Source organism: Psychrobacter pocilloporae (genome assembly GCF_029872915.1).
Lineage (GTDB): Bacteria > Pseudomonadota > Gammaproteobacteria > Pseudomonadales > Moraxellaceae > Psychrobacter > Psychrobacter pacificensis.
This window is the reverse complement of sequence record NZ_PGFT01000001.1, coordinates 1,068,674-1,092,586: the sequence shown is the minus strand read 5'-3', so window position 1 is coordinate 1,092,586 and position 23,913 is coordinate 1,068,674. Positions and strand designations below refer to the sequence as shown.

The 23,913-nt window shown below is 44.1% G+C and carries 14 protein-coding genes; 10 read left to right on the top strand and 4 right to left on the bottom strand.

Annotation, left to right across the window (positions count from 1 at the left end; all coding sequences use genetic code 11):
• Positions 1-95 precede the first annotated feature (95 nt).
• Positions 96-3,527, bottom strand: coding sequence for an autotransporter assembly complex protein TamA (locus tag CUR83_RS04835; protein ID WP_284719212.1), 3,432 nt, complete (start codon positions 3,525-3,527; stop codon positions 96-98).
• Positions 3,528-3,982: 455 nt separating this feature from the next.
• On the opposite strand from CUR83_RS04835, the gene CUR83_RS04830 reads away from it, so the two are divergent.
• From CUR83_RS04830 to CUR83_RS04800, 7 genes are all read left to right on the top strand, one after another.
• Positions 3,983-5,314 (top strand): MFS transporter, encoded by a 1,332-nt coding sequence (locus CUR83_RS04830; protein WP_071003492.1) that lies wholly within the window; start codon positions 3,983-3,985, stop codon positions 5,312-5,314.
• Positions 5,315-5,503: 189 nt separating this feature from the next.
• Complete coding sequence (gene coq7 / locus CUR83_RS04825; RefSeq protein ID WP_197496799.1) at positions 5,504-6,142, top strand: 2-polyprenyl-3-methyl-6-methoxy-1,4-benzoquinone monooxygenase; 639 nt, start codon at positions 5,504-5,506, stop codon at positions 6,140-6,142.
• 198 nt (positions 6,143-6,340) lie between these two features.
• Complete coding sequence (locus CUR83_RS04820; protein WP_071003489.1) at positions 6,341-7,519, top strand: tetratricopeptide repeat protein; 1,179 nt, start codon at positions 6,341-6,343, stop codon at positions 7,517-7,519.
• A 370-nt stretch (positions 7,520-7,889) separates the two neighbouring features.
• Positions 7,890-10,361 (top strand): esterase/lipase family protein, encoded by a 2,472-nt coding sequence (locus CUR83_RS04815; RefSeq protein WP_071003487.1) that lies wholly within the window; start codon positions 7,890-7,892, stop codon positions 10,359-10,361.
• 452 nt (positions 10,362-10,813) lie between these two features.
• Complete coding sequence (locus tag CUR83_RS04810) at positions 10,814-12,313, top strand: cytochrome ubiquinol oxidase subunit I (RefSeq protein WP_071003485.1); 1,500 nt, start codon at positions 10,814-10,816, stop codon at positions 12,311-12,313.
• Positions 12,313-13,329 carry a cytochrome d ubiquinol oxidase subunit II gene (gene cydB, locus CUR83_RS04805; RefSeq protein WP_284719211.1) on the top strand — a complete coding sequence of 339 codons (1,017 nt, stop codon included), beginning with the start codon at positions 12,313-12,315 and terminating at the stop codon, positions 13,327-13,329. Before CUR83_RS04810 ends, cydB begins: the two co-directional genes overlap by 1 nt.
• Before the next feature lie 92 nt (positions 13,330-13,421).
• Positions 13,422-13,553 (top strand): hypothetical protein, encoded by a 132-nt coding sequence (locus CUR83_RS04800; protein ID WP_263281220.1) that lies wholly within the window; start codon positions 13,422-13,424, stop codon positions 13,551-13,553.
• A gap of 194 nt (positions 13,554-13,747) precedes the next feature.
• On the opposite strand, the gene murU is transcribed toward CUR83_RS04800, so the two are convergent.
• The gene (gene murU / locus CUR83_RS04795) at positions 13,748-14,491 is read right to left on the bottom strand and encodes an N-acetylmuramate alpha-1-phosphate uridylyltransferase MurU (RefSeq protein ID WP_284719210.1); all 744 of its coding nucleotides are present in this window, start codon (positions 14,489-14,491) and stop codon (positions 13,748-13,750) included.
• A gap of 49 nt (positions 14,492-14,540) precedes the next feature.
• On the bottom strand, positions 14,541-15,656 hold the full coding sequence (locus CUR83_RS04790; protein ID WP_425301255.1) for an aminoglycoside phosphotransferase family protein: 1,116 nt from the start codon (positions 15,654-15,656) through the stop codon (positions 14,541-14,543).
• Between the two features lie 379 nt (positions 15,657-16,035).
• Here CUR83_RS04790 and CUR83_RS04785 point away from each other — a divergent pair, with 379 nt between their 5' ends.
• Together CUR83_RS04785 and CUR83_RS04780 are read left to right on the top strand one after the other, a co-directional pair.
• A complete protein-coding gene (locus CUR83_RS04785) occupies positions 16,036-19,080 on the top strand; it encodes an LPS-assembly protein LptD (protein ID WP_284719208.1) in 3,045 nt (1,014 codons plus the stop codon).
• Between the two features lie 156 nt (positions 19,081-19,236).
• Positions 19,237-20,631 carry a peptidylprolyl isomerase gene (locus tag CUR83_RS04780; RefSeq protein WP_071003475.1) on the top strand — a complete coding sequence of 465 codons (1,395 nt, stop codon included), beginning with the start codon at positions 19,237-19,239 and terminating at the stop codon, positions 20,629-20,631.
• A 534-nt stretch (positions 20,632-21,165) separates the two neighbouring features.
• On the opposite strand, the gene CUR83_RS04775 is transcribed toward CUR83_RS04780, so the two are convergent.
• A complete protein-coding gene (locus CUR83_RS04775; protein WP_071003473.1) occupies positions 21,166-22,296 on the bottom strand; it encodes an endonuclease/exonuclease/phosphatase family protein in 1,131 nt (376 codons plus the stop codon).
• A 471-nt stretch (positions 22,297-22,767) separates the two neighbouring features.
• On the opposite strand from CUR83_RS04775, the gene asd reads away from it, so the two are divergent.
• Positions 22,768-23,901, top strand: a complete 1,134-nt coding sequence (gene asd / locus CUR83_RS04770; protein ID WP_284719207.1) for an aspartate-semialdehyde dehydrogenase — start codon at positions 22,768-22,770, stop codon at positions 23,899-23,901.
• Positions 23,902-23,913: the final 12 nt, after the last annotated feature.

Sequence of the window (23,913 nt, the reverse complement as noted above, 5' to 3'; positions counted from 1 at the left end):
TCAACTACGTTAAAAAGTGATGACCAGCAATCGGTACGATAAGTAATGAATAAAACGGTTCAAGCGATCTGTGTTCATATGTAGGAAGTAAGCTTTTACAACGGCGAGCCAATAAAGAAATGTAATCGCACAGGAATATTGTCTTCTGTCACCCCTGCGGCGACATCGACACGCACCATCCCAACAGGAGAGGCCCAGCGCACACCGACGCCGACGCCAACTTTGGTTTCAGCATCAAAGTCTTTGTCGTACGCATTACCAACATCGGTAAAGAATGCACCGCGAAAGCCCGGTTTGAACTCATAGTTATACTCTGCACTACCAACCGCTAGTACTTGCCCGCCTGTCAGATAGCCTTTATCGTTTAGTGGCGATAAGCTCTCGTAGTCATAGCCACGGATGCTTTGGTCGCCACCTGCGAAAAAGCGCAATTTATAAGGCACATCATAGAAATCATCTGCCCAAATATAACCACCATTCAAACTACCAAGCACTTGATGTTTTTTGTCATCGCCAAAGCTATAAATACCGCTAACACCAGCACGCACGATGGCCAAATCAGTATCACTCAGCGCTTTGTCAGCACCTGCTTCAATCGAATAATACTGACGCATACCGCGCGTTGGATTAGTCGCACTATCCGTGTCGGTTTTATTCATGCCATAGCCAAACAGCAATGCTTGCTGCTTGGGGTTTGACGAGGTAAAGCGGATAGGTAAATCATCCCGCGCAGCGCCGTCAACGCCAGTCTCTAGCTCATCTAAACGATAACGCATAGAGTAGCTACGATTCCAACCACTATCACGGCGAATATTACGTGCCAAAGCCGCTTTTAAAGTGGTGGTAGATAAATCAAAGTTACCTTTGCCTTGGTCAATGACTTCTTCTTCATAAGTAAGACGCCCATCTAATTTATCATTGAGTGGATGATTCCAAGGGCGGCTCGCATAGACAGCGACGTTTTTGCTGATTCTGGACACTTCGGTTTCTGCGCCTGCTTGATAGCCCTGACGGTTAAGCAAATTATAATCGATCTTGGCGGTTGCTCGCACGCCTGTGTCAGTACCGTAACCCAAACCAACCTGAGCATCACGCGGCTTATCAGCGTATACAAAGACATACAACGGTACTTTTTTGCTTGTGGCAACGTCTTGCGGTGTTTTACGTCCTGCGAGCGTTGGCGGTACGAAATCCTCATCAACGGTGAAGTCTGCATCATCAGGGAATATTTTTTGGGCCACATTACTGATAGAGTCACTGATTTTGCCTAATAAGTTATCCGCTTCTTGGTCTTTTTCATCCAGCACGCGGTCATCCGGCAGGCGGCTTAGACGCTCTGCTTTTTGCTTAACCGCTTGTAGCTTATCAAGCGTTTCTTCATCAACCTCAAACTCGATAGCAGCAATATCAGCTTCATTGACCGTCTCGCCACTACCATTGCTAAGCGCACTTTCACGCTCTACGCCAGTACTACTACCCGTATCTTCTGTACTAGCCAAACGATTATTGGATGCTGCTAGAGTAGCATTATCTCCAGTCATATCTGAGATGCCATCCTTATCAACATCCTCATCCAATATAGCATTGCTATTGGTAGGTGCATTATCAAATGCCAATGTACTGGCCTCACTCCGGTCATCTGGCGGTAATATCGATTCAACGTTGACAGCGTTGAAATAGCGAGTCGCTGATAAGTCATTACTAAACTTTGTCACTGATGGACGATAGAATGGGTCACCCGGCGCAAACTCATACAACTGCTGCAATAACGACAATTCTACTGGGAGTTTGTCAGGGTCTTGTGTCAGCGTGTTGGTTTCTTTGTCATAGGTAAAGAAAACAACATCATCAAACTCGTAGCGGTCGCCTGTGTTGTAGACCAAAGACATGTCCGCTTTGTTGTCTGGTAAGATAATATCGACAGATTTGTTTAACCAATACTGATCAAAATACCCATAGGTATTACTCAAAGACTCAAGCGCCGCTTTACTACTCTTGTAGACACGGTGGTTAAAAATATCCCCTTCTTGCGGCGGTAATTCTTTTTCAAGCGCGACAAACTCTGCTTGCTCACCGCCCTCACCGCGGATATCAACGATACGGCTGTCTACAATAACAGGCTCGCCCAGCTCTTCGATCACCACATTGATCGTATCACGCGTAGGCTGACGCAGGCTGAGAGTCACATCATAGTAACCCACTGCTTTGGCAGCATCCAATGCCGTTTGACGCAAACGTGGTAGCGCTGCGGTAAAATCAATGACCGACTGTACTGTCGTATCATCAAGGGCCGCTTTAATATTCTTCATTGGCTGAATATCGTCGTCAGCTTTGATGAGTTTTGGTTGACCATTAGCCGTGTCTTCGGCGCCAGCTTGTTGTATATAAACCGTGGTCTCCACACTAGGCAATGCCATCACACCACCATTGAAAAAGCGATTATAGAGACGCTTGACGATATTGCTTTTATTACGTGCAAGTGGTTTTGACTGGTCAGCTTGCTCGATGCTTTGATTGACGGCCTGAGTATCATTCTGATAATCCGGTAGGTAGTCTTCAGGATCAATCACATCTGAGGGCATGTTACCGCCATCGGTTATATCGCTATTACCTGCTATTATCTCATCATTAATGCCATTTGCCGCATTGACATTGCCACTGCTGACAGAGTCACTCACGTTAATGGGACGTGACATAATTTCAGCTGTGGCTGCCTGTTCTGCTGCGGCCTCACTTCTACCCAGTGTGTCAAGATTGCTAGGCATAGGCAAGTTGGTCGCATCTAAGTCAACATCTAAGCCGATGGGCGGCGCTGTGTCGTTCAATGTGGCAATTGGCGCATCAAAGGCACTGTCGTTGTTAATGCTATCGATATCTTGAGCATTTTGTAAATCGAGCGCAGCCAACTCACGATCAATCTGCTCAGGCGTCATCATCTGATAGCCTTGCTGCTGTATCGCTGTTGCTTGCTGCAACAAATCATCGTTAGATAGATCTGCCTGCATGCCTTCTACGTACATATCCTCGTCGAAACGATTTGAATCTTGCAGGCCACTATTGTGATTATTATTTCGGGCACTGTCATTCTGAGACAATGGCGAGTTAGCATCAGATTTTTTGATACCTAGTGTTTGCTCGCTATAGTCATCCAAGACCGACTGATCAATAATACCTTGCTCTACTGCCTTTTTTAGACGTAGTGCATCTAGGGCAGCATCGAGCTGGGTATCATCGTCTGATAGTGTGCCTGATGTATTATTGGTCGTTTGATTGTTAGCTGATTGAGTCTTAGCGACTTGATTGCTGGTCGATGGATTGGTGATATTTGTGTTGGTTGTCTCAGCCAATGCCGCAGGTGCGACACTGACTAGACTAGTAGCTAGCGCGGTACAGAGCGCTGAGCGCTTAAAATGAATACGGGGAGTACCGACATGAGTGCTTTGGATGCTGATATCATTCTGAATACTCACGCTGTCACGCTGCCTCATTAATGTGTTGCGTGCTCGAGTTGAAGGCGGCTGGGTCATGTTTACGTCCTATCCCTTCACGCGGCATACTATTATTAACGATTGATTATCGCCAAGTCAGACCGGTGAATAAACTTATAGCAGTGGGCTGAAATTAATGGTTTACTACGTTGCTTGTCATGATGGAAGTCTCTAGCGCATATTAAATCTCAGCACTCGATGGGTGACACCATACAAACAGTCTTGATTGATAGCAAGCCTTCACCTTTACCGTCGCTCGCACCTTTTAATGCAACCATATAAAATTTACAAATCATAACTTAGTTAATTATGAAATCATAGCGCAGGTTTCATGTATTTTTACTTAAGCCTTGCTATTATACGGCTTAATATTGATAAAACCTATGCTGTATTTCGATAAGTTTTTGATAATATTGATGATTGCTATCGCATTATAAGCTGCGTTCAGCGCCTCTTCTTACTTTATCAGCCGCTTCTCATCTGTAGGAACATTCATGTCCAATCAGTTTCAGCTATTTAAGCGCCGCCGTTTTAGCGCCATGTTTTTCACTCAGTTTTTGGGTGCGTTTAATGACAATATCTTTAAACAAGCACTTATACTGGTTCTGACTTATACCGCTGCCAGTCAATTGGGTGTGGAAGTCAGTATTTTAAATAATTTGGCCGCGATGTTATTCATACTGCCCTACTTTTTGTTTTCGGCATTGGCAGGACAAATCGCTGATAAGTATGAAAAATCCAAGCTCACGCAGTTTATCAAAGTACTTGAGCTAGTCATCATGGCAATCGCTGCGGTTGGTTTTGTTTTTGAATGGTACACCCTTTTATTTGTCGCGTTGTTTTTGATGGGCACGCATTCGACCTTTTTTGGACCGATTAAGTACGCTTATCTACCACAGGCGATGAAAGAAGATGAGCTGGTCGGTGCCAACGGTCTGTTTCAAATGGGCACTTCTCTAGCCATTCTTGTTGGTATGATTGTCGCTGGTATCTTAACTCAGCTGTCACACTCCTTATATTGGATTAGCGCTACCGTATTGGTCGTTGCTGTGCTGGGTTATCTGGCAGCGCGCTATATCCCTAACATGCCAGCCATGCAGCCTGATCTTAAGATTAACTGGAATATTATCACCATCAGCTTGTCTACGGTACGCTATCTCTACTCTCTGCCATTCTTGTTTTTTGTCATTCTTGGCAACAGCTGGTTTTGGTTTTATGGGGCGACGTTTTTGACTCAAGTGCCAGAGTTCAGCAAAGTCATTTTGCACGGTGATGAGTCGGTGGTGATTTTTCTATTGACGCTATTTTCAGTAGGGGTATCGATAGGTTCGCTCCTATGCAAATCATTGACCAAAAACCAAGTCAGCCTGCGCCTATTGCCTTTTGGTATTGCTGGATTGAGTATCTTTGCTATTGATTTGTACTTTTCACTTTCAAGCCTAAACATAAATGTGAATAATGACACATTGCTTGGTATCAGTGATTTATTTGGTACGAGCGGTAGCTGGCGCGTTTTTGCTGATTTGTTCTTATTGGGATTCAGTGGCGGTTTATATATTGTGCCTTTATATGCCTCAATGCAGGCCTATGCGCCAAAGAGCCATCGCGCGCGTATCGTGGGTGCCAACAATATATTCAATGCGATATTTATGGTCACATCAGCGATTTTTGCGATTGTCATCTTAAATGCATTAGGGCTAAGTCTACCGCAGCTATTTTTGGTAACAGGTGTGCTCAATATTGTTTTTGGTATCTTCTTATACCTTAAGCTAAATAGGCATATCAAACAGGCGGTTATCCAAACCAATGATGATGTGGTTATATAAATAAGCCATATTGAGCTTAAATAACGATAGCAATCGATAGGTTATCAAGGCAATAATATTGATGCCGATAATTTGGATTGTTTGCTATAGTAATGTATATAAGAGCTGTGCACAGGATTATTGCCCTAGAGCAGTCACTAGTCTTATTTTATTGATAGAATTTAACGCCATCAGGAGTGAACCATGGCCCTGCGTCCTTTATCCAAAATCGATCAGCTATTGCTTGGGGTCGACAAAGCATTACGAGCTGTCGTGCCAAACTCAAACCCCAGTACGCGCCCATTGCCAGTGAGTAGTGACGAGATTCCTGAACTGACCATCACAGAGGCACGCCATGTCGCAGGGCTGATGCGTATCAATCATACCGGTGAAGTGTGCGCGCAAGGTCTCTACCATGGACAAGCATTTGCTGCCAAAGACAGTGGCGTCAAGCAAGCTATGCAGAACTCTGCTGAAGAAGAAGTCGATCATCTGGTCTGGTGCGAGACGCGCTTAAATGAGCTGGGTAGCCATGCGAGTGTGTTTACCCCGCTTTGGTATGGGATGTCTTTTGGCCTAGGTGCAGTCGCAGGCGCCATCTCAAATGAGTTTAGTTTGGGGTTTGTCGCGGAGACAGAAGCACAAGTTAGCGAGCACCTGCAAGATCATATCAATCAACTACCCGAACATGATCAACGCTCAAGAGAAATACTGGCACAAATGGATATCGAAGAGCAACATCATCGCGAGCTAGCACTGGCAAGTGGCGGCGCTGCGTTGTCACCACCTGTACGTCAGACAATGCGCTGGATGGCCAACCGTATGAAGGCGACCGCTTATCATTTATAAAGGCAAATAGCAATTTGATGTCTGAGATGACGAGCAATACTCGATTTGCTCAGCCCAAGCGAGTAACAATCCTACCACAGATAGCGCAAAGCTTAATTTGCTAGGGTATTAAAAATTTGTACGATTTTGCAGCAAACATATATCCTGACTATCAACCGATTAATAAATAAATAACGACTAAATAAGGTAATGATTTTTATGAAAGCAACTCTCTCTAATAGCGCGTCTTCCAAGTCGCCAAAGCTTGCAACCTTGACTGCGCTCGCGGCCGCCTGTGCAATGATGCTTTCTGCGCCTGTGAATGCTGCAGAAGCTGACACTGCTGCTACATCAGCACCTGCTGTACCGAGCGCTGTAGATTCCAGTAAACGCGTGATTCGTCTAGCAAGGCCAGGTGCAACGACCAGCACAGCTCAAAGCACAACAGATGCTACGCCTGCTAATAGCGCTCAGTCAGTTAATACTCAGCCAATGATGCCGTCAAGCAACACTCAGTCTAACCGTACCCCTTTGAGCACGGCACAGGCAGCACAGATGATGCAATCAAGCAATGCTCAACCAAATCGTGTACCTATCAGCCCCGCTCAGCCACCAGCATCGCAAATGATGAATCCAGCTAACGCCCCTGTGATGAGCGGTACTACTCGCATCTATGAGCCAGGTCCGATGACCGCGACTGGTATTGATCTGCGCAGTGGTCAGCTCTCAAATATTCCAACGCCACAAGTACAGCTCTCAGATGTGAGCTTTATCAAAACCGTCTTGATTCCACAACAAAAAGGCCTAGGTACTGATAAGCTTGACGTCAGCTTGCTTGATGATTTTATCGCAGACGTCTCACCGAATGCTCGTCACTATCCACCAAACTTCCCTAACCGCACTCAGCGCCATTACACTCGCGAAAAAATCAAAGTATTGGCCGATTGGATTGAGCCTTACGCCAAATCACCAAATGCGTCTTATGATGTATTGATGCGCGCAGCCAAGCTAAATGGTATGGGTCGTAATCTAGACTTGGGCTCAGACTACACGGTACGCGGCGGCCAGTATGTTGATCGTGCGCTCAAAATCCAGCCAGATAGCGGTGAAGCCAACTTCTTATATGGCATGATGCTATCAGAAGGTGGCGGGTTTAAAGAAGGCCAAAAATATCTAGACCGAGCCGTATCTCTGGGTTATACCGAAGCAGAGCAAAGCTTGGCACAGTCAGACCTACTCAGTGATCGCCGTGCTAACGCCCTAGAGCGCCTACGTCGTCTTGAAGCAAAATACCCTAACAACACCGTTATTCCTCAGCAAATCAAACTGGTTGAAGATGGCAAATTCTACATTTGGGATATCCCTGCACCGGATATCAATGTCAAACCAGGTGCCTAAATTGGTACTGTTTGTCTATACTAAAGATAAACAAATAGTTTGATAGCCTGAGAATACCTAGCGCCTTTGTTTTTATGAATATAAAGCCAAGGCGCTTTTTTATGTCTGGCTTTTTTGTGCCTAATAGCAAGCTGCTTGCGCAGAACCCTGTCTTTTCCTACTTTGTCTAAATGAATGCCCTTTTTACCCAAAAATTTAAGTGTATCTCAAAACAATAACCATCCTTTAAAAAAGTCATTCGATATATAGCGCTTGGTTATAACCCTTCAAATAAAATAGTCTAATATCAAAAGTTACGCTAAACTCTACCATAACCAATAGCACTTCCATTGCTGGTTTTCTCATCACTTCTTTTTTACCGGACTGACCTATGACTTCTGCTAGCCCTAGCAAAAACACGGTAACGCAAGCCAATAAAAAAATGCTGCCTATCGCCTCAGTTGCATTATTGACAGCGGCAATGCTGCTACCAGCCTGTAGTGTCGTCTCGGTAGAAAAACAAGCATCGGCCAAGACCATCTCAGCACAGCGCGGTAATATCGTCACTGATAATCAACTAAGCAGCGATACGGCATCTGCCTTGCTATCAGCAGGTCTTGATGAGCAAGCTTGTATGCAGCAATTCGACTTGTGCTTGACTCAGCTCACGGACAGTATTTTAAATAAACACTATCGACCTGCACTGGCAATTTTTGCAGAACTGCACTACGCAAAAGCGCGCCAGCTTGCTGACTCACAAAACTGCCGCAATGCACTTGCCCGTCCACCACTTGACCCATACTATGCCAATGCGCCTTTGAGCGACGACGATGCCAAAACGCAGCAAGAAGAGACCACTCTTTGCTTAAACAATTATCAGGACAGACTGTTTGATGCGATTAAATATAGCTATACCTATTTGTTTTATGACAGTCTGACTCATGATTTTGAGGGTGCTGATGAAAGCTATAGTAGTGCTCACACGCAAACCCGCATCCCAACTGACAACGATATTCAGACCCAAGATATCTATAACGCTGCCAGCAATGATGTCATCACGCAGCTTTATCGATCGACCGAAAACTCAGATAAATTGATGAATGGCAAAAAAGTAGAATACTTAACCATCCCTTCTGCTAGGCGCGATAGTAGCGATCAAGCAGCGATTGCCAACCGAGCCCCGCTAAAAGGTAAAGCGACCGACCAAGTCAAGGTCATGAAAGTACAAGTAGATGATTATGACCTCGGCATCTATTTGCCCAATGAAAACAACTATTTGCAAAATGCTCATAAGCAAGACTCTGCGCTTGCTGACTTAGTTTCTACTTACGAGCTACGTCTCTCTGGGCTGAATTCTGTTAGCAAACGTCCCGGTTTAGGTATCAGCTTAGTCGCTTCTCTCGATGATCGTTACACCATCACGATTCGCCAATTATTATCATCATCACTATCGGGTCGATTAACCAATGAGAGTGACAATACAAAAGATAGCGAGCCAAGCTCACGCATTTATCCTACTGGTCATCTCCTGCTAACTGGTTTGATCAAACCAAGTGGTGATAGCGTGCTGGATGTGCTGAGCAGTCGCCAGCTCGATATCCATCTATACAATCCATATCAAACTGAAACCGTCAATATTCTTAACGATAACTATCCATTAGCAGCCAATTTCTCAGCAGGTTATGGAATGTGGCTGGCAGAAAACCAGTTGGATAGTGTGGGTTATTTGAACCTCATCACACGCCAGCCAGATGCTCGTCTGCCCAAACTGTTTATGCTCGAACCTTATGACCCTGACAAGCGTGTCATCATTATGCTACATGGTTTGGCCTCTAGCCCAGCCACGTGGGTCAATCTCACCAACGATATTCTCAATGATGACAAACTGCGCGACAATTACCAGGTTTGGCAAATATTTTATCCAACCAATTTGCCTATTTTAGAAAACCGCTATCAGATTCAGCAATTAATCAACACGACTTACGAGCAGACGGACCCAACAGGACAAAATCGCGCCAGTAAAAACAGCGTGATCATTAGCCACAGCATGGGTGCCCTTATCGCGCGCATGATGCTGTCCGATGATAATTTGGTCGATGATTTGGACAGACTTGATGATCAAGACATTCTCTCTAGTAGTGAAAAACGGCAAATCCGCGATGCACTAAAAGAATCGTTTGGTGAAAAGGAATTAAAAAAACGGTTTGAGCTACAATCCTTGCCACAAGTAGACACCGCTGTCTTTTTATCTGCACCTTTTCGCGGCACTGACTATGCAGACCGCTGGTTTACGCGGGCGCTGCGCCGCATTGTCTATCTGCCAGTCGGTTTGGTAAAAACAGTGACTGACAACTTGGCAACGATTGCCACGCAAGGCGATCTGGCACAAAACCCGTTGGGCGCTTTGTATTTGCAAAACGGTGCCAGCCAGCTAAGCGATGACTCTTCTTTTATTGAGCTGACCAAAGATCTGACGATCAATAGTCGTGTCACTTATCATTCGATTATTGCCAATAATGATGCTGATATCACCAAAGGACTGGCCCAAGCACAGCCTGACGGTGCCAAAATTGATTTATCGCAAGCGCTAGAAGAAGACGCTAAAGACGAACGCGCAAGTGCCCGCGTGTCAGATGACACATCAGAGCTGCCTCCTGAGCCACTGGTCGCTGCCGTCACTGTTGATAAAAATATCAGTCAAGCCCTAACCCAACGTTTATCAGACGGTATTGTGCCTTATACCAGTGCGCACTTAGATGGCGCGGCGTCTGAGACCATTATCAATGGCGGTCATAGTATTCAAACCAATCCACAAACGATTTTGACACTGCGACGGATTTTGCATAAACAGTTACAAGAATGATGTATGTTTTTGTTATTGGGGAACATTTTAATGCATGGGAAAGCAAGTAATAAACAAAACAGATGTTTTATAAAAAAATACTCGCTATTCCCAAGTCATTGTTATTCATAAAATTAATTTTATTTTCAAGGGTGTTTTATGTTTGTTTTTCTGACTCCTAGGTATGCAGCTGTCTAACCGCACGGGTTGCGTCACTATCTAGGGAAGCGCATAATATATGCATAGCACATACCTGTAGTATATGAGTTTATAGGGACATAAATTATTCAATTCAGCTAAACAGTGAATCGTAACCTTAGCCACAATTTATGCCTGATGTCGTTAAAGTTTTACGCCACTAAGAGCCATTGCCCGTAATCATTGTCACCTTGATTTATGTACCGTTACGGACAGTTACTTGAGCGTTGTACGGAAGACAGCGCTATGAAGCTAACAGATAAGAGTAACCATTTATGTTTGCTACGTTTATGATTGACCAGCTCGATGCGCTGACACTCGCGCGTATCCAGTTTGCTTTTGTTGTCTCCTTTCATATTGTCTTTCCCGCTTTTTCTATTGGACTTGCTAGCTGGCTGACCGTACTTGAGTTTCGCTGGTTAAGAACAGGCAATCCTGTTTTTGCGGAAGTCTACAAACACTGGGTAAAAATATTTGCCGTGGTGTTTGGTATGGGTGTGGTTTCAGGGGTAGTAATGTCTTACCAGTTTGGGACCAACTGGGCAGTCTTTTCAGATAAGGCGGGTAACGTCTTAGGCCCACTCCTCGCTTATGAAGTACTGACTGCATTTTTCTTAGAAGCCTCCTTTTTGGGTATCATGCTCTTCGGTTGGGGCCGCGTTAGTAAGCGCATGCACTTTGTCGCCACTGCAACCGTCGCTATCGGTACGTTGATCTCAGGGTTTTGGATCTTGGCCGCCAACAGCTTTATGCAGACGCCGCAAGGATTCATGGTCGGTGCTGATGGTCTGCTTTATCCAACCAACTGGCTTGAGATTATTTTTAATCCCTCATTTCCCTACCGCTACGCACACATGATGACCGCTGCTTTCTTGACGACTGCTTTTGTGGTTGGTGGTATTGGTGCTTATTATCTACAATCCAAAAAGCACATCGAACACCGAAAACATGGCCGCGTGATGTTGGGCATGGCGATGATTATGGCGATTTTTGTGGCACCTGCGCAGGTATTAATCGGTGATGAGCACGGGCTAAATACGCTTGAGCATCAGCCTGCCAAAGTCGCAGCCATGGAAGGTATCTGGGAAGATGAGCGCGGGGCAGCATTACGTCTCTTTGCGATTCCTGATCAAGAAAATCAAACCAATAAATACGAAGTAAAAATCCCTTATGTCACAGGTTTGATTCTCACTCACTCTTTAGATGGTGAAGTGAAGGGTCTTAAAAACTGGGCAACAGAAGACCAACCACACGTTATTATTGTATTTTGGGCCTTCCGTATTATGGTTGCCATTGGTATGTTAATGGTGCTTGTGGGTCTATTTAGTGTCTATAAATACTTCAAAAAACAGCAGTTCAGTCCTGACAGCAAGCTGTTCCACCGTGCATGGATGATGATGACGCCGCTTGGCTTTATCGCGCTACTTGCCGGTTGGTTTGTCACCGAAACAGGGCGTCAGCCATGGACAGTCTATGGTGTAATCCGTACAGCTGAAAGTATGTCACCCTTAGCAGCCCAACAGGTTGCCACTACATTGATCGGCTTTATTATCGTCTATACCTTTGTTTTTGGTGCAGGTAGCTTTTATATCTTGCGCTTGATTGGTCAAGGGCCAAAACCTTATACCGATCCTGCCGAAGACAATTTCTACGAGCATTCAGTAACCGAAGGTCAAGGTCGTACGCTGAGCGGAGATAATGATCCTGCTGGTCACACGACCAAGCAAGATATCGACACACCAGCAGATGACATCGATGATGGAGGGTTACGCTAATGTTTAATTTCGGTGATGTATTAGACTTACCCTTAATTTGGGGTGGATTGATTGCGCTTGCAGTCTTCATTTATGTCCTGCTTGATGGCTTTGATTTAGGCTGTGGTATTTTATTTCCGTTTGCAGGCTCAGACAAAAACCGTAGTCGCATGATGAACTCTATCGCCCCATTCTGGGATGGTAACGAGACGTGGCTGGTATTGGGTGGCGGCGGTCTATTCGCAGCTTTCCCAGTCGCTTATGGCATTATCATGACAGGCTTGTATCTGCCGGTCATCTTTATGCTGTTTGGCCTGATCTTGCGTGGCGTGGCGTTTGAGTTTCGTTTCAAATCTAGCACGCATCGCTACATATGGGACTCTTTGTTTTTTGTTGGCTCAATCACTGCTGCCTTTTTTCAAGGGGTGATGCTTGGCTCGTTGGTGCATGGTCTTGACGCCAGTAACCGTCTGTTCACGGGTGGCCCCTTTGACTGGCTCACGACCTTTTCGATTGTCAGCGGTATTGCGGTCATCATTGGTTATGCGCTATTAGGCTCGACGTGGCTGATCTTAAAGACGGAACATGACTTGCAGGTCTGGGCAAGAAAAATCTCAGGGTGGTTATTGTCAGCGCTGGTTGTCGCAATGATTATCGTGACGATCTTTATGTACTTCTCAGACATTGAAGCGCTTGAGAATTGGTTCACATTAGCACGCTTACCTTACTTAGCGCCGATGCCGATTATTGCTCTCATATTGTTCTTTATTATGCGTAAAGATTTGACCACAGAGCGTGAATATCGTCCTTTCTTATTGACTGTCGCACTATTTTTGATGGGTTATATTGGGGTGTGTCTGGCGATTTTCCCTTATATTGTGCCCTATCAGATGACGCTACATGAAGCGGCGGCTGCCGATACATCGCTATCATTTATGCTGGTGGGTGCGGTAATCATGTTACCTATCATCTTAAGTTATACTGCTTATGCGTACTATGTGTTCAAGGGCAAAACTGATCACGAACATATGTACTAGTCATTGTAAATGACAAGCAGCTAGTAGTGAGATAAGCAGGTGCTACACATTTTTGTGGCACCTGTGCTCAATTTGTCAGATAAGAGGTCTTTATGAAAAATCTCAGTAAAAAACATTTGAGTAAAAAGCAAAGACAATGGGCTTGGTTTTTGGGCTTATATGCCGCAGGATTTTTGACGATCTTTACGATTGCCCAATTGATTAAGCTGGCAATGGGCGTTTAACACGGTTATCAGACAATACGGTTATCAGACAATGTCGTTATCTATGTGCTACGCGCTCAATTTACCAGCCCTTGTATTCACTCTTCATTTCTATTGGTAAATATTGAACAAGATATAGAAATCATCTGTGTAAAAAAGCAGCGTTGAACGATCAACGCTGCTTTTTTGTGTTTACCAGTGTATTTTTGCTTATCTTATAAATTTACTCGACCTTGATGATTATCGATATCGTTTTTTTCAATAAATTCATTCACTTGTGCCAAGCGCTCGGCTGTACCGACGTCGATCCAGTTATCAGTAATCACTTCAGCAGTAATCTGGAATTTGATCATCGCTTGCTTAAGTAGTGGCGCCAATGCGGCAGGTTGTCCTGATACTAGTCCTTCTACCAACGTAGGAGACATCACGCTAATACCAGCGAAAGTAAACTTGTCCGCATCGCCAACTGGCTGCTCGCTGGCAAGACCATTATTAATAGCGAAATCACCACCATCATTGTGCTCTGGATTGTCAATCAACAACAGGTGCGCGCGCTGATCCGCGCCTAATGTATAGTCTCGCAACTGAGCAAAATCATAGGTCGTCCAAACATCAGAGTTGACGAGAATAAATGGCTCGTCTCGCAGCTTGCCTGACTGTAATGCCTGAAAAATGCCACCTGCCGTCTCTAACGGCTCATCACCTTCTACTGACCAATGTAGTTTGACTCCATATTGCGCACCGTCGCCCAAGGTATCCATTAGCTTATCCGCCAGCCATGACGCATTGATCGTGATATCGGTAATACCTGCGGCTTGTAGTGCTTTAATATGCCAGACAATAAGTGGCTGACCGCCCACTTCGACCAAAGGTTTGGGCGTATCTAGCGTCAATGGTCGCAGACGTGTGCCCTTGCCAGCAGCCAAAATCATGGCTTGTGTAATCGTAGAGTTAGACATGCTTACTCCTATTTTTATTATTTAGTTGATCAATTTGATTAAGCATCATCTAGGCTGAAGCAAACTTACCTTTGTATGCAGGTAGAACAGCATCTTTTAGCCATTGATTAAAAGGTAGGACGGCATGCTTGATCGCATCATTACCTTGTTCAGCCAGCCAGTTTAATTCAATAATTAAATCACGCATGACTTTGGGAATATCACCCAAATAGCGATCTTTGCCATCGCGTTCAGATAATCGAATAAAAATCCCTAGTACTTTTAAATGACGCTGCACGCCCATTACATTAACGTCGTTTTCAAGCTGAACCACATTATCGGCTGTGGTTAGCAATTGTTGCTTTTGTAGCTGCCAAAAGTCGTTAATCCATGCAGATACTTGGTGCTCTGGCCATTCAACATAAGCATCGCGTACCAATGATACTAAATCATAAGTATAAGAGCCGATGACGGCATCCTGAAAATCAATCACACCCAAGCGCGATGTGTCCGCTTGGTCTTGCATGAGGTTACGACTATGATAGTCGCGATGCACAATGACTTGTGGCTGTAGCAGGATTTCATTGATGAGTGCCGATTTTAAGTTTTCCCACACCTCCTCATTCAGCTCTACGCCGATATAAGGGATAAACCACTCACTAAACAGGTTCATTTCGCGATCTAATAACGCCGTATCGTAATCTGGGAGCTGATACTGAGATTTTGCAGTCTCGACTGGTACCGTTTGCAGCGCTACTAACGTCTGCATGGCAAGTTGATAATAGTCATTGATTTGCTCTGGTGTTGCATCATTGAGCAAATGAGCAAACTCTACTACACCAAAGTCTTGTAGCACCAAAAAACCTTTTTCTAAATTTTGTGCGATGAGCGTCGGCACATTGATTGCAGGCGACATGAGCTTGGCAACATTGATGAACTGCCGCATGGCATCTTGCTCATCAGCAGAATCCATGACGATATGACGCGTATCTCCTGATCCGTCAGCCTCTAGCAGTTGAATGCGATGATAGCGGCGCGCACTCGCGTCACCCGGTAAACTGTTTAGATCAAAGGGCTTATCTACAAATACTTGCTGCAACCAATGCTCGAGTTGTTGTTGGCGATTGTCGTTATTGTTATCGGTCATGTCAGGCTCTATAGTGGTTTTATCAGTCATAATGGGCATCACAGGTTAAATATAAATCATAAATAATTAAAGTAGTGATAAGTCAGGCAAATACTTGCTAAAATGGTCATATCTTAAGCCGCAACAACTGCGTTAGTAGACATATCAAGATATCATTCAGTAATTTAACGATAAGCTGAAATTTTTAGCTCATTTAAAAGCAGCTTGGCTATATTATAAATTTTGGTAAATAGTGTAGCTGATTTGGTTTTTTTTGACTATGATTAGTCGTCATTATATGTAAAACAGCCAAATTCTTGAGATGACGCTATCGATGAGTGATTTTTTAGCCGTTCATTAACAGCTCTGTCTTGTTGAATAATACGACTATGCAATTCAGTATCGTAATCCAATAGGCTCTGCAATCATAGGTGTGCCCTTGTTATATTCTCCGCTTTACCAAAGCATTCGTTTGATCTTATTTGGCGCCTTAGGCTTATCTAGCCTAACGGTTAATGCTGCCATCAACGATGCTGACACACAGACAACTGAGCCATCAAGTGCTGGTAGTACGAGCAGCTACCTCTCTGATACCAATAACAGTAATGTCACTCAAAGCAGTGATTACAACGATATCCGTTATAAAGACGCGCGCTCACAGCTCGATAATTCTCAAAGAGCGACTCCTGCCTCTGATTTTGATGACACCCGTTTCGCAAGCGATGCTAAGTTAGAAGACAGCGCCTCCGATGATGTTTTGAATATCACAGAGATTAATGAGTCTTCTGATATCGCCTCGACACAACCATCAAATATGCTAGATAGCGATCAGGTAAGCCGCGACACACGCGCTAATGCTATAGCTACACCTGAAAATACCGCAGCGGATAACCGCCAGCTAGATATCAATGATGAGAGCATTCAAGACAGTCTAGTGCGTTTGGCAGAATTCTATGAGCTTACACCAGAGACTCCTGTCTCAAATGACGTGGATAATATAGAAGATGCTGAGTCAGATAACATACAGAGTACTTTAGCGCCTACAGCGCAGACCATTCCAAAAGTCGGTAAAAACTTACGATTATTGCCAAACGCTATAGATAGTGCACAACGCTGTGAAGGTCAATGGGTCTATCCAAAGAGCAACCCTAATTATCAGCGTGCTGTGAATGAGGCTGGCGGTGCAAATGGACAACCTGTACCTGATGTCGACAGTATTCCCAACAATCAAGCACCTTTATTCACAGAGTCAGACTACGGTTATTACAATAATATCAACTATGCTGAGCTATCAGGTAATGTGAAAGTCGATCAGGGCACCCAGCATATCGAAGCAGAGAAAGTTGTGATTGATCTAAGCAATGGCGTGGCTGCTGCGCAAGGTAGAGTCATGTTTACCGATCAGGCGACAGGACAATCACTGCAACGTAGCAATGTACCAAGCAACGCTCAAGCCAGCTTTAATGAAAGAGCAAAAAAAGGTGGTTTGATTGGGGTTGCAGACAGCTTAAATTATAATACTGAAACTGGACAATCAACAGCCAACGATGTGGCTTTTGCTAGTGTTGGGCTACAAGCACACGGCTACGCTAAACGCTTGAATAAGCCCAATGATAGTGAGTACGAGTTGGACGAGGTGATGTTTAGCACCTGTCCACCCACCAACCGTAAATGGCAATTTGATGCCAAAAGTATCGATTTGAATACTGATACAGGGCGCGGTGAAGCCTACAATACGACTTTTCGCATTGCTGACGTACCGGTCTTTTATCTGCCCTACTTTAACTTCCCAATAGACAGTCGTCGTAGCAGCGGATTTTTATTACCAAGTGCGAGCGTGAGTAGCGAGAGCGGTGTTGAGATTGATGTTCCTTATTACTTCAACCTAGCGCCCAACTACGATGCCACGCTCAATACGCATGTATATACTGATCGTAATCCTATGCTCTCAGGTGAGTTCCGTTATTTGACCGAAAACTATGGAGAAGGCATTTTTAACGGTTCATACTTGCCTAATGACAAAGAATATAATGACGAAGATCGTAAAAGCTTTTTTTATGATCATTATTGGTCATCGAAAAGTATTCCACGGTTAAGTGGTGATGCCAAATATAGCTATGTATCAGATGCAGATTATCTTGATGATTTTGATACCTTAGGTTTATCAGATAACACCATCAATCTACCAAGGCGTGCTCGAGTTAATTATTATAATGATTACGTCGATGGTGAGTTAAAAGTAGAAACCTTTCAAACGTTAGATGCGTTTACTGATAATGGTGAGGCTCTAGAGGATAAAGACAAACCCTATTCACGCCTACCACAACTAAAGCTCAACTATCGACTGCCGTGGGCGAAGAACTTTGACATCACTGGTGTACATGATTCTGCCTATTTTAAGAAGTCTATTGATGATGGCTCCGAGGATGAAAAGAGCGGCGCACGCATTTATAATAAAATAAGTGCCGTCTATCCGATGGAGAAGTCTTGGGGCTATATTAGACCGAAGCTAAGCCTACAGCACCTTTATACTTCCTATGATGAAGACAGCTTGGCAGACAATAACATCAGTGAAGAAGATGGTAGCCAATCCGTATTTGTGCCACAAGCCAGTATTGATGCAGGTCTGAATTTCTACCAAGCAGGTTCACCCTTTGGCGCTTTTGATGACACCATGGGTGGCTATCGTCTGCTTAGCCCGCGGGTGAAATACACGTATTCACCGTACAAAAACCAAAATGATATCCCTAACTTCAATACTCGTATTGCCTCTATCAACTATGAGCAGCTATTTTCAGACAGTTGGTTTTTAGGCCATGACCGCTTGCAAGATCTGCACTCTATTACGCCTGGTGTCAATTATCGTTACATCGATGCAACGGGTGTGACACGTTTTGATGGTAGCATTGCAGAACAGTTCTATATAGATGATGGTCGTGTCACGCTTGATGATGAGCAACGAGTTTTCAACTCTTCTTCCTCAGGCATGGTATGGGTTACCAGCACCCAACCTTATAACAATTTTTGGGTTGATGTGAGCGGTGCGCTGACTAACGACTATGATTTGAACTATATCACGACTGAGCTACGTTATCAGCCATCAGACAATAGCTTGTTCAATGTGGGCTATGTCAAGCGCCAGCGTGATGAAAATACGGATCAGTTGCCATTGTCCGCATTTACCGCCTCTGCTGTTTTCCCTATCAACAATAGCTGGCGGATATTGGCTCAAGGTCAATATGACTATAATAGTAATAAGATGCTCGATTCACTTATCGGCGTTGATTATGAAGATTGCTGCTTTGGCTTTGCAGTTTATGGTCGTCGTTACTATAATGACTTAAATGTCAAAGACGAGCCAACACAAGCTATTATGGCGGAAATTAGATTAAATGGGCTTGGTAGTGGCAGTAGCCGCTTAACACGATTGCTCTCTGATAAGATATTAGGCTTTGAACCTGTCCAAACTGCATGGAAAGACTAACGAGATTTTTTGAAGTAAAATATTATTTATATAAAAATGTATAAAGCACTATCTACAATCCAATTATGGACAACACTGTCGGGTATTTAATGATTAAAAGTATTGGATCGTGTTGACCAACTACCATCCGATGCGATGATATTGATGAGGAGCATCATGAGATTTTTTTCTTTACGTCAAACCAGCCGCGTTGTACTACTGTCTATAGGGGCCAGCCTTACGCTCACTTTGAGCGCTCAAGCAGCCACGGTGGCACCTGCAGTAGCACAAACGTCGAATCCGGCTGGACAAAATACCGTCGATCGTTTGACACCTGCCAATAGTACTGATGGCATCGTGGCTTTGGTCAATGAAAACGCTATCTTGAAGAGCGAATTGGTTGATGCCATTACACAAACCCAAGCCCGCGCACGAGCAGCGGGCGAGCCAATTGCAAACTCAGCACAACTACAGTCTGAGGTACTAAACGCGCTTATCTTGCGTGAATTGCAACTATCAATGGTAAAACGTGTCGGCCTATCTCCTGATGAGACCGAGATCAATCAACGCCTTGCTCAAATTGCTCAATCTCAAGGGCTTAATAGCATCTCAGCATTACAGCAACGCTTAGATGCCGCGCGTCCTGGTAGTTATGCCGCATTACGTGCTCAACTGATCGAAGATGCTGCTATTCAAGAGCTGCAGCAGCGTCAAATCAGTCGCCGAGTACGCATTAGCGAGCAAGATATTGATGCATTTTTGGCGTCGCCTGAAGCAAAACGTTTGAACCAAAGTGAATACCAAACTGTGCATGTACGCGTTCCTTATATAGATGACTACAGCCGTCTGTCAGCAGCTCAACGTGAGGAAGCGCTAAAAGTTGCACAGGATTTGCGTACTCGTTTACTTGAACCAAATGTCAATGTCTCTGAAGCTGTTGCTGCAAGCCAAGGTAGCTATCCTATCCCTATTCAAGGTGGCGATATGGGCTTTCACAAAGCCGCCTCCCTGCCGACAGAGCTATCAAGCAAAATTACCAATCTCGATATTGGTGCAGTTAGTGAGCCGTTACTAACGCCTGAAGGTATCGATATCGTTAAGCTGGCTGATAAAAAAGCCAGTGATACCATGCTGATTCCGCAGTGGCACACTCGTCATATCTTAGTAAAAGTCGATGAGTTACAGACAGATGCACTGGCTGAACAGAAAATTAATGATTTGTATGAGCAACTGCGTAATGGCGCTGATTTTGCTGCCTTAGCATCAACCTATTCAGACGATCCAGGATCGGCTGGACGCGGTGGTGATCTTGATTGGGTCAGTGAAGAAGATATGGTGGCTCCATTTGAAGCCACAATGAAAAACACAGCCGTTGGTGACTACTCTGCTCCATTCAAAACTCAGTTTGGCTGGCATATCCTAAAGGTTGACGGTAAGCGTCAGCAGGATGTGAGCGAGCAATATCGTCGCAATATGGCACGCCAAGCTTTGTATCAACGCCTAGCGCCTCAAGCACAAGAAGACTGGTTGCAAGAATTGCGTGCAGGTGCTTACATCCAAGTACTCGGTTAAAGACTTACGTTCAACTGCTTGGTCATAAGTTAATACACTGAACGCTAATAATACTAATTAGCTTGCACAGAAAAAGGGTATATGCCAATGCATATGCCCTTTTTTTATTTAGAAATTGACTGCCAGTTAATTAGAATAATGGATAGCAAACCGCCTAAGTACAATTAACTTAACAGACGGTTAAACCAATCTATTTAGCTGTTTATAGCAAGAATATTACAAATCGATAAAGGATGCACAAAGAAAAGCCCCGAACCTAGGGCGATTGGTTCGGGGCTTCAGTGCTTCATGTTATTGTTATTATCTCTCTTCCGTGTTGACTCATCCTAAGTCATAAACAGTAACGTATAAAACAGCGGGCTGACCTGTTCTTTTATTGATACCGTCTCAACACTGCATCCTTGCGTATCCTTGTGTTGATGAATGTATTATAGGACAATCAATTTGGTACGAATAGAAGCTAAAGACCTTATTTGACGTAAGCATATGCTTACGTTATAAGAGTAAACTTTAACCTATACGTCGCACTTCTTATCAACTAAAACTGCCTTGCGCTTCTTTGCGTTCATCTGACATTTTCTTGCCTTCTTTTTTACCTTCTTCAATCTTGCTATCTGCTTCTGCTACATCTTCTGCTTCTGCAGTAGGCGCGTTACCTTCTTGCTTACTCGTTTCTTCTGGCTCATATTGTAAAGTCGTCATGACAGGAAAATGATCAGATCCTATAGACGGCATACGTTTGATATCAACTACTGTAAAGCAAGCACTATGGAAAATGTGATCCAATGCCCAACGCAGAAACGGATATTTGACATGAAAGGTGTTGATAAAGTGTCGACCAATACGAGGATCTAGCAGCCCAGAAATACGCTGAAAGCGGCGCGTGGTTTTTGACCATGCCACATCGTTGAGATCACCAGCCAATATCGCGGTTTGCTTATTTTCTTTGATGTGTTTGCCAACCATCAACAGCTCAGCATCACGCGTGGTAGATTTATCAGCCTCAGTTGGACTTGGAGGCATAGGATGCAAGCAGTATAGCCAAATCACGCGGCCGCCTTGCAAGCGTAACTGCGTATGAATAGAAGGTATGTCATCAATCATTAGGTACTTCACTTCAGGATCTATGAGCTCAAGCTTAGAGTACAGGTGCATACCGTATAGATTATCCAGCGGAACCTTCACTGTATATGGATAATCAGACTCAATTTGCTGTAAGGCTTTCTCCCATTTTTTATCAGTTTCAAGCGTAATTAAAATGTCGGGCTGTCTATGCTTGACCAAATCAACCAATTTTTGTGTTTCATTATTGGGTGTTAATACATTTGACACCATGATTTTTAATTGATGTGCTTCCCCTTCTGGCTTATTTTTCGCTTTTTGAACTTCTTTTTTCCACAACCTTGTATAGGGCAATACCATTCTGAGTTGAAACGCTAGTGTGATGCTAAGCACTATAAATAACAACCATTGTCCCAGTTGCCACTCTGAGAAAAACACGATCATGCCAATCCAAGCAATAATGCCCAGTACCATTATCTGAATGCGTGGGAATTCGACGCCACGTACCCACCAATTATCCAGTGGCACCCAACCCCAGATCGTTACAAATGCGATGAATCCTGCGAGCCATTGTAAGCTGTAATATAATAGTGAGAGATCCATAGTATGTGATAACCGTTTATTGAGATGATAATGGGGCCAATAATGACATGTGCTGTGCCATTCATTCCATGACAACGCACATCATTATCTTAACTGAACTGAGTTTTAAATGAACTGAGTTGTAACTGAACTGACGTCAAGTATGAATGCTAGAAGCTTACTTTAGCATTTCATAAGATTTTCGCCTATATATGAGTCGTGATTCTGCAACAACTGCCATAAAAATTTACAATACCTGCCCAATCAAAATAATAAGTATTTTATCGAAAGACTTATTCTTTATAGGCAACCAAATATATTTTGCCAATACCTAAGCGCGACTCTAATAATAACGTAAAGTTATAGTACACATAGTTAATAGTGTATGGAAAACGAGTAAATAATAGCCAAAACGCCTTGCTTTTTTGTACCATTCACGGCATTGTTATCGGTTGGTGATGCAACAAATAATTGTAAATAGGACTGAATTTCATGAGTAATTTAACAGTAGGCTTGGTAGGCTGGCGCGGCATGGTAGGATCAGTATTGATTCAACGTATGCAAGAAGAAAATGACTTTAACGGTATTACGCCTGTCTTTTTTTCAACCAGTAATGCTGGTGGTGATGCGCCAAAATTCGACGGTATTAAAACTGGCCAACTAAAAGACGCTTATGATATTGAAGCACTCGCTGCCTGTGATGTGATTATTACTTGCCAAGGTGGTGATTATACGTCAAAAGTTCACCAACCACTACGTGATAGCGGCTGGACTGGCTATTGGGTTGATGCGGCAAGTACGCTACGCATGCGAGACGATAGCATCATCATTCTTGATCCAGTCAATCGCAGCGTCATTGATGACGCCCTAGCCAGGGGCAAAAAAGACTTTATCGGTGGTAACTGTACCGTATCTTTGATGCTGATGGCGATTGGTGAGTTATTTAATAAAGGTTGGGTCGAATGGGTCAGTGCGATGACCTATCAGGCGGCTAGTGGCTCTGGTGCCAATAACATGCGTGAGCTTATCTCAGGTATGGGTGTTTTGCATGACGCTGTACAAGATGAGCTGGCCAACCCTGCTAGCGCCATTCTTGATATTGATAAGAAAATCGCTCAGACACAGCGTTCAGCAGACTTCCCTACACAGTACTTTGGTGTGCCGCTTGCCGGTAGCTTGATTCCTTATATCGATGTACAGTTAGAAAATAAGCAGTCAAAAGAGGAATGGAAAGGCGGCGTTGAGACTAACAAAATTCTTGGTAATGACGAAGCTAGCACGATTCCTATCGATGGTATGTGTGTACGTGTCGGGGCAATGCGTTGCCATGCACAAGGTCTAACCATCAAGCTCAAAAAAGATATCCCTCTAGAAGAGATTGAAGCCGCCCTAAAAAATAGCGGCAACGAGTGGTTAGACTTGGTTGAAGACGACAAAGAAGCCACTATGAATCGCTTAACGCCAGTCGCAGTGACTGGTACATTAACAGTTGCATTAGGCCGCTTACGTAAGCTTAAAATGGGTCCTGAATATTTAGGTGCCTTTACCGTTGGTGATCAGCTACTGTGGGGCGCAGCAGAACCATTGCGCCGTATGCTGAATATCATTCGTGAGCAAAACAACTAAATCGAATAACCA

What these genes read in the sequence shown, in the direction of transcription:
- CUR83_RS04835 (WP_284719212.1), bottom strand. Translation starts at nt 3,527, where the DNA reads ATGACCCAGCCGCCTTCAACTCGAGCACGCAACACATTAATGAGGCAG.
- CUR83_RS04830 (WP_071003492.1), top strand. Translation starts at nt 3,983, where the DNA reads ATGTCCAATCAGTTTCAGCTATTTAAGCGCCGCCGTTTTAGCGCCATG.
- CUR83_RS04820 (WP_071003489.1), top strand. Translation starts at nt 6,341, where the DNA reads ATGAAAGCAACTCTCTCTAATAGCGCGTCTTCCAAGTCGCCAAAGCTT.
- CUR83_RS04815 (WP_071003487.1), top strand. Translation starts at nt 7,890, where the DNA reads ATGACTTCTGCTAGCCCTAGCAAAAACACGGTAACGCAAGCCAATAAA.
- CUR83_RS04810 (WP_071003485.1), top strand. Translation starts at nt 10,814, where the DNA reads ATGTTTGCTACGTTTATGATTGACCAGCTCGATGCGCTGACACTCGCG.
- cydB (WP_284719211.1), top strand. Translation starts at nt 12,313, where the DNA reads ATGTTTAATTTCGGTGATGTATTAGACTTACCCTTAATTTGGGGTGGA.
- CUR83_RS04800 (WP_263281220.1), top strand. Translation starts at nt 13,422, where the DNA reads ATGAAAAATCTCAGTAAAAAACATTTGAGTAAAAAGCAAAGACAATGG.
- murU (WP_284719210.1), bottom strand. Translation starts at nt 14,491, where the DNA reads ATGTCTAACTCTACGATTACACAAGCCATGATTTTGGCTGCTGGCAAG.
- CUR83_RS04790 (WP_425301255.1), bottom strand. Translation starts at nt 15,656, where the DNA reads ATGCCCATTATGACTGATAAAACCACTATAGAGCCTGACATGACCGAT.
- CUR83_RS04780 (WP_071003475.1), top strand. Translation starts at nt 19,237, where the DNA reads ATGAGATTTTTTTCTTTACGTCAAACCAGCCGCGTTGTACTACTGTCT.
- CUR83_RS04775 (WP_071003473.1), bottom strand. Translation starts at nt 22,296, where the DNA reads ATGGATCTCTCACTATTATATTACAGCTTACAATGGCTCGCAGGATTC.
- asd (WP_284719207.1), top strand. Translation starts at nt 22,768, where the DNA reads ATGAGTAATTTAACAGTAGGCTTGGTAGGCTGGCGCGGCATGGTAGGA.